This is a genomic window from Uliginosibacterium sp. sgz301328 (assembly GCF_041807905.1).
Taxonomy (GTDB): Bacteria; Pseudomonadota; Gammaproteobacteria; order Burkholderiales; family Rhodocyclaceae; genus JBGVSA01.
In genome coordinates, this window is sequence record NZ_JBGVSA010000026.1 from 48,656 (window position 1) to 56,259 (window position 7,604).

Annotated in this window: 6 protein-coding genes; 2 read left to right on the plus strand and 4 right to left on the minus strand. The window is 63.7% G+C overall.

Going from position 1 to position 7,604, the window contains the following annotated elements; translation table 11 throughout:
• The first annotated feature begins 48 nt into the window (after window positions 1–48).
• The gene (locus tag ACDA63_RS16885; protein WP_373664449.1) at window positions 49–1,830 is read left to right on the plus strand and encodes a glycoside hydrolase family 28 protein; all 1,782 of its coding nucleotides are present in this window, start codon (window positions 49–51) and stop codon (window positions 1,828–1,830) included.
• 79 nt (window positions 1,831–1,909) lie between these two features.
• Here ACDA63_RS16885 and ACDA63_RS16890 read toward each other — a convergent pair whose 3' ends face one another.
• The 4 genes from ACDA63_RS16890 to ACDA63_RS16905 all read right to left on the minus strand — a co-directional run bounded on the left by ACDA63_RS16890 (window position 1,910) and on the right by ACDA63_RS16905 (window position 5,881).
• A complete protein-coding gene (locus tag ACDA63_RS16890) occupies window positions 1,910–2,911 on the minus strand; it encodes a cytochrome d ubiquinol oxidase subunit II (protein ID WP_373664450.1) in 1,002 nt (333 codons plus the stop codon).
• The gene (locus ACDA63_RS16895) at window positions 2,908–4,290 is read right to left on the minus strand and encodes a cytochrome ubiquinol oxidase subunit I (protein WP_373664451.1); all 1,383 of its coding nucleotides are present in this window, start codon (window positions 4,288–4,290) and stop codon (window positions 2,908–2,910) included. Before ACDA63_RS16895 ends, ACDA63_RS16890 begins: the two co-directional genes overlap by 4 nt.
• A 152-nt stretch (window positions 4,291–4,442) precedes the next feature.
• Entirely contained in the window at window positions 4,443–4,994 is a 552-nt protein-coding gene (locus tag ACDA63_RS16900) for a GbsR/MarR family transcriptional regulator (protein WP_373664452.1), read from the minus strand.
• A 113-nt stretch (window positions 4,995–5,107) separates the two neighbouring features.
• Window positions 5,108–5,881, minus strand: coding sequence for a helix-turn-helix transcriptional regulator (locus ACDA63_RS16905; RefSeq protein ID WP_373664453.1), 774 nt, complete (start codon window positions 5,879–5,881; stop codon window positions 5,108–5,110).
• A 120-nt stretch (window positions 5,882–6,001) separates the two neighbouring features.
• Between ACDA63_RS16905 and ACDA63_RS16910 the strand changes: the two genes are divergently transcribed.
• A complete protein-coding gene (locus ACDA63_RS16910; protein WP_373664454.1) occupies window positions 6,002–7,225 on the plus strand; it encodes an MFS transporter in 1,224 nt (407 codons plus the stop codon).
• Window positions 7,226–7,604 lie beyond the last annotated feature (379 nt).

The following is a 7,604-nucleotide window of genomic DNA, read 5'->3' on the forward strand; positions in this document are numbered from 1 at the left end:
GACAAACCCCCACCTAACCGCGCCGGCCGGCAGCATCCAGGAGACAGCATGTCGCGGTTATTGCAGTACCTATTGCTCGCCAGCGTGGCGAGCGGCGTTGCCGCCTGTGGCGGCGGTGGTGGCGGTTCGGACAGCACGTCGAACAGTTCCAGCCTTTCTTCCAGTTCCTCCAGCAAGAGTTCTTCGACGTCGTCGAGTGCTTCGTCGTCAAGCTCGTCGAGCACTTCATCGAGTACATCGAGCGCATCGTCGTCGACTTCCTCCATCGACCGCAGTGGCGCATGGCCGGCGGCCGCGCTGAACGACACGGCCGTGGCCGGCAAGGAGCCTGCCTACCCGAGCACCGTGTGCGCGACCTTGTCCGCCACGCTGACGCAGAACGCCAAAGGGCTGCTGGACGATGCGGTCGACGCCAGTACTGCCAATTCCAAACCGGACGCCTCGCGCATCCAGGCCGCCATCGATGCCTGCAGCGGCGGAGCGGTCAAACTGGTGACCGGCAGCGGCGGCCAGAACGCATTCCTGACCGGCCCGATCACGCTCAAGAGCAACGTCGTGCTGTGGGTGGATGCCGGCGTGACGGTGTTTGCCTCGCGCAATCCGGCCGACTACCAGATCAGCGGCAAGAACAACTGCGGCGAGAACGCCAGCAGCGACAATGGCTGCAACGCGCTCATCACCGCCACCAGCACGACCAACAGCGGTGTGATGGGCGAAGGCACCATCGACGGCCGTGGTGGCGCCGTGCTGACCAATGGCGCCTACGCCGGCAAGCTGACGTGGTGGGACGTCGGTGCGCTGACCAAGACCATGAGCACCAACCAGAATAATCCGCGCCTGATCCAGGTGAAGGGCGGCAGCAACTTCACGGTCTACAAGATCACGCTGCAGAACGCGCCCAAGTTCCATCTGGTGCCGAGCGATGTGGACACGGTGACGGTGTGGGGCATCAAGGTGCTGACACCGACGCTGGCGTATTCCGTACCCGGCTATGCCTGCAACGCGGCGGATATGCCGACGGTCTCCGGCACGCCCAACACCACGCGCGCCAGCACCTGTTTTACGCCTGATACGACCAAGAACACCGATGCGGTGGACCCGGGTCAGTCGAAGAACGTGCTGATTGCCTTCAATCACATCAGCACCGGCGACGACGGCGTCGCCATCAAGGCGCACACCACGCTGGTGAGCCAGAACATCCAGATCCTGCACAACCGTTTCTACTTTACGCACGGCATGTCGATCGGCAGCGAGACCGACACCGGCGTGAATGGCGTGACGGTGCGCGATCTGACGATCGACGGTAACGATGCGAACTTCGCCGTGGGCATCCGCATCAAGACGGACGACAGCCGTGGCGGCGAAGTGAAGAACGTCACCTACGACGGCGTGTGCATCCGTCGTGCGCAGGAAGCGCTCACGCTCGACACGTATTACGGCGACGCCTATGGCAAGACGGTGTACCCGAACATCCACGACATCACGATTCGCAACGTGCACTACGTGGACATGCCCGGCTCGATCTACAACGGAGGCAACGTGTGGCTCACATTGCGCGGCTACAACGCGACCTATCCGCTCAATGCCGTCACGCTCGACAACGTGGTGTTCGATTCGACGCCGTCGTGGAAGACCACCTCGCTTGCCACGCCGATTCCGTCGTTCTCGACGGTGGCGATGGGCCCGGGCCCGGTGTCCTTCGCCAACCTGCTGCTAGGCAGCAGCGGCAGCAACAGCTTCACGGTGGTGGATAGCCGGAGCAGCAGCGCTGCGGCCTACGACTGCGGCAGCGCCTTCGTACCGTTCCCGTCGAGCCGCTCGCCGATCTGATCGGGCGCCGGCAAGCAAAAGGCCCTGTCTGCTGACGCGGACAGGGCCTTTTTCACGTGAGCAGACGGGAGACCCCGCTCTATTCGCCGCCGTAGGTCAGCTTGCGCGCCTTGCCGCTGAACACGCGATACGTGAACACCGTATAGGCGGCGATGGCCGGCACCGTGATGCACACGCCGACGAAAATGAACACCAGCGATTCATGCGCGGCCGCTGCTTGCCACAGCGTCATGTGGTCCATCACCACGTACGGGTACAGGCTGAAGGCGAGCCCGAAAAAACCCATCAGCAATACGAACACGGTCAGCGCGAACGGCAACCAGCACAGCGTGGTCTTGACGCGCGGCGAGTACAGCGATCGTGCCAGCGCCAGCAAGGCCAATGCGGTGGCGATGGGGATCGGCGCCAGCCCGATGAATTCCGGCAACGCGAACCACCTGCTGCGCACCGTGGCGCTGACCCACGGCGTCGCCAGCGAAATGAGCAGCATGCCCAGCACCATCGGCAACCACGCGACTCCCGCCCAGCGCACGGCCTTGGCCTGCAATGGGCCCTCGGTCTTGAGGATCAGCCAGCTTGCGCCAAGCAACACGTATGTCGCCGGCAGGGCCAGGGCAATGAGCGCTGCGAAGACCATGAATTCCGTGCCTTGTGCGAAGCCGGTGATGTAGCGCCCGAGCATCCAGCCCTGCGCAACCGACGCGACGGTCGATCCAACGAAGAACGTACGGTTCCACAGCGGCTTGTGGTGATCGCGCGCCTTGACGCGAAAGTCGAATGCCACGCCGCGCAGCACCAGGCCGATGAGCATCGCCGCCACCGGCAGGTACAGTGCGGTCAGCACCACGCCGTGCGCCTTGGGAAAGCCGATCAGCAGCACCCCGACGCCGAGCACGAGCCAGGTTTCGTTGGCGTCCCAGAAGGGGCCGATGGACGCGATCATCATGTCCTTCTGTTTGTCGTTGGCGCGCGGCAGCAACATGCCCACGCCGAGGTCGTAGCCGTCGAGTACGACGTAGACCAGCATGGCGATGCCCATCAGGGCCATGAATATGACGGGCAGAAATTGTTCGAAACTCATGACCGTGCCTCCGCATCCGTCACATCCGACTCATCGACCGGGCTTGTTACGAGCAGCATCTCCGCTTCTTTCTTGCCGATCCTGACCGGCTTCTCGGCCAGATAGCGCAGCACGCCGATATAGGCGATCAGCAGCAGGACGTAGAGCACGAGGTACGCTGTCAATGTCAGCGCGATGTTGGCGGCAGGCGTGGATGACGCGACCTCCGCCGTACGCACCAGCCCAAACACGATGAAGGGCTGTCGGCCGATCTCGGTGACGTACCAGCCGGCGATCGTTGCCAGCCAGCCAGAGAAGGTCATGGCCACGAGCAGCTTCAGGTAGAACCGCGGCAGAGCTCCTTCGCGCCGGCGCCACAACAGCCAGCACCCGGCCCAACTCGCCGCCAGCATCAGCACGCCCACGCCAACCATGATGCGGAAGGCGAAGAACAGTGGCGCGACCGGCGGATGCACGCCTTCGAATTCGTTCAACCCTTTGATTTCGCCATCGGCGTCGTGCGTCAGGATCAGACTGCCAGCGCGCGGAATGCTAATGGAGAAACGGTTCTCGCGCGTTCTCTCATCGGGCCAGGCGAAGAGTTGCAGAGGTGCGCCCCGTTCGGTGTGCCAGATGCCTTCGATGGCCGCGATCTTCTGCGGTTGGTGTTCGAGCGTGTTCAATCCGTGCATGTCGCCAATGACGATCTGCACGGGCACGAGCACCGCCGCCATCGTCAGGCCGATGCGCAACACGCGGCGGGTCGACGCGTTGACCTTCCCGCGCAGCAGTTGCCAGGCACTGATGCCGGCGAGCAGGAACGACACCGTCAGGAACGATGCCATCAGCATGTGCGCAAGACGATACGGGAACGAGGGATTGAAGATGACCGCGATCCACGACGCTGCGTGGAATTCACCGTTGATGATCTCGTAGCCGGTGGGCGTCTGCATCCAGGAGTTGAGGCTCAGGATCCAGAACGCCGACAGCGTCGTGCCGCCGGCGACGAGGATGGTCGCCATCAGGTTCACGCGCTCCGACACGCGTCCGTGCCCGAACAGCATGATGCCGAGAAAGCTCGCCTCGAGGAAAAACGCCGTCAGCACCTCATAGCCGAGCAGGGGGCCGGCGATGTTGCCGGCCTTCTCCATGAAACCGGGCCAATTGGTGCCGAACTGAAAGCTCATGGTGATGCCCGACACCACCCCGATGGCAAACGACAGCGCAAATACCTGCGTCCAGAACCGGTACGCCATCAGCCATCCGTCGTCGCGACTGCGCAGCCATTTGATGCGGAAGAACAGCAGCACCCAGGCCAGCGCGATGGTGATCGTGGGGAACAGGATGTGAAACGTGATGTTGGCGGCGAACTGCATGCGCGCCAGGATCAGAGGATCCATGTTGAAGCTCCTGCAATTGAAACCTGTCGCCCGTCCCCCGGTGGGTGACGCGGCGGGCGCAGCACCGATGAATGGCGCTGCGCGTATGTCCCGGCCCGTCGCGTTGCGGCGGGCCGTTTCCTGTCATGCGGTGCGGCGCATGGCGTGAAGGATCACTTCGACGCTTTGCCCACGCCCTTCACCTTGCCGGTGAACTCCAGCAGTTTTTGCACCCGCGAACCCATGCGCATCAGTCGGGTAAGGGTGTCGCGGTCCATCTTCTGCACGTCGTCGAACCACGTCGACATCATCTCGATCAACTCATGCATGCCGCGCATGCGGTCCTGCGCGATGCGGTCTTCCTCGCTGGTGGGCTTGTCCATCAGCGCGCTGCGCAGCATCGACAGTGTCGGTTCGATTTCGCGGCGACGGCGCTCTTCGGCCAGCGTGCGAAAGACCTCCCACGCATCGCTCGGCGCTTCGAAGTACTCGCGGCGGTCGCCGGGCTGGTGCAGCAGACGCACCAGGCGCCAGGCCTGCAGCTCCTTGAGACCCATGCTGACGTTGGAACGCGAAAAAGCCAGGGCCTCGGCGATCTCGTCCGCGTTGAGGGGGCGGGCCGACACGTAGATCAGCGCGTAGATCTGACCGACCGTGCGGTTGATGCCCCAGCGGCTGCCCATCTCGCCGAAATGGGCCACGAAGCTACGTACAAGAGGGGTCATGCTGCGGGGCTTGCCTGTTATCAATTTAGTATTAATCGAATTTTCAGCAATTACTGAAAATTGCGCAACATCAAAACTCGTTCTGGAGCCATAACCGCCCAGAAGCTCAATGGCTACCGGAAATAGGCGCTCGGTGCGACGCCGAACTGCCGACGGAACATCGTGGCAAACGCGGTCGGGCTGCTGTAACCCAGGTCGAGCGCCACGTCGACGATGCGGTCGCCGGCCGCCAGCCGCTCCAGGGCATGCAGCAGCCGCGCCTGAACGCGCCACTGGCTGAAGCTCATGCCGGTTTCACGCAGAAACAGCCGGTGCACGGTCTTGGCGTCGACGCCAAGACGCCCGGCCCAGCCCGCGAGCGTGGTGTCGTCGTCGAGGGCAGTGGCGATCGTGTCGCAGATCCGCCGTAGGCGCGCGTCGCTCGGGCGCGGGAGGTTGAGCGGCAGCGTGGGCATGTGCACCACTTCGTCGAGCAACAGTCGCATCAGGCGGCCGTCGCGCGAGTGCTCTTCATACGGCACGGCCACGTCGATGGCGGCAAGGATCAACTCTCGCAGCAAAGGCGAAATGCCCAGCACGATGCATTCGGTCGGCAGGTCCGGCGCGGCATCGGGACGGATGAAGGCAGTGCGCATCTTCACGTGCCCCACCATGCGGATCCAGTGATCGGTGCGCGACGGCATCCACAGTCCGCGCGTGGGCGGCACCACCCATTGGCCATGGTCGGTGCTGACCACCATGACGCCATGCACAGCATGGATGAGTTGCACGTTGGGGTGCTGGTGGCGCGGCGTCGAGGTACCGGATGGATAGTCGCTGGCGAGCGCCGCGACCGGGCTGTCGAGCCGGTCCATGCCGCTGGCGATCGATCTGACGGGGAGTTCCATGGAGTGCCCATTTTGCGAAGCTTGGTTCCATATTCTCGCAGGACGGGCGCAAATCTGGCGAGTAGGATTCATTCCCATCTGGCGCGCCCCGCGTCGGACCCTGACACTCACGAGACTTCCATGGCCAATAATCCGGGTGCGGCCAGCGCAGCCGCCATGACACCCACTGCCGAGCGCACCGGCTTCCGCGTGCTCGGCGCCATCAGCTTTTCGCACTTCCTCAACGACATGATCCAGTCGTTGATCCTCGCCATCTACCCGCTGCTCAAGGGCACCTTCCACCTGAGTTTCGCGCAGATCGGCCTGATCACGCTGACCTACCAGATCACCGCATCGCTGCTGCAACCGCTGGTGGGCCTGTACACCGACAAGCATCCCAAGCCGTATTCGCTCGTCATCGGCATGGGCAGCACCCTGGTCGGCCTGTTGCTGATGGCGACAGCATCCACCTACGGTGTGCTGCTGGTGGCGGCGGCGCTGGTCGGCACCGGCTCGTCGGTGTTCCACCCGGAATCGTCGCGCGTGGCGCGCATGGCGTCGGGCGGCCGCCACGGACTCGCGCAATCGATCTTCCAGGTCGGCGGCAATGCCGGTAGCGCCATGGGGCCGCTGCTGGCCGCGTGGATCGTGATTCCGCACGGCCAGACCAGCCTGGCGTGGTTCTCCTTCGCCGCGCTGTGCGCCATGGCCGTGCTGTGGCAGGTCGGCCACTGGTACAAGGCACATCAGGCACAACGCGCCGCCCGCCCCAAGAGCGCGCAAGCCCCATTGCAACCGCTGCCGACGCGCACGATCGTCGGCGCGATGCTGATCCTGATGGTGCTGATCTTCTCCAAGTACTTCTACATCGCCAGCATCAGCAGCTATTACATCTTCTACCTGATGGCCAAGTTCGGCCTGACGGTGCAGTCGGCGCAGATCCACCTGTTCTGGTTCCTGTTCGCCGTGGCGCTGGGCACCATCCTGGGCGGCCCGATCGGCGATCGCATCGGCCGCAAACGCGTAATCTGGGCCTCGATCCTGGGCTGCGCCCCCTTCACGCTGCTGCTGCCGCACGTGGGCCTGATGTGGACCGGCGTGCTGGTGTTCATCATCGGCTTCATCCTGGCCTCGGCCTTCTCTGCGATCCTGGTGTTCGCGCAGGAACTGGTGCCGGGCAAGGTGGGCACGGTGTCGGGGCTGTTCTTTGGTTTCGCCTTCGGGATGGGCGGGATCGGAGCGGCAGTGCTCGGCCAGTTGGCTGACCGGCATGGCATCGAGTTCGTGTATCAGTTGTGCGCGTACCTGCCGCTGTTGGGGTTGTTGACGGCGTTCCTGCCGGATGTGCGGCGCGGCCGCGGGTAAGGCGCGTGCCTTCGTTCCGGGCTTGAACAGAGAAACCCCGAGAATGCTTGGCGCCTCGGGTTTTTCGCTTTTTTGGCGTCGCTTCGGGATCAGCCCCAGGACGGGCTGCACGTGGCTGCAACGCTTTTCAAGATTTCGCCGCGCTTTTTGCTACTGGCGTGGGGCAGCGCCCCTAATGAAGAGGCTTTTAACTCCACCAGGCATATCGAGGTGCAAGCTATGGGTGGCCCCATTTGAGCCGCCGAGCAACGCAGACAAGTCAGGTCGCGGCGTAGCCGTCGGCGAGGACTGTCTGAGGAGCGCAGCGACGAGTTCCGCAGCCGCCTGACTTGACGAGTAGCGCAGGGGACCAGCTGCAGGCTGGCGGTGATGTTGGGGT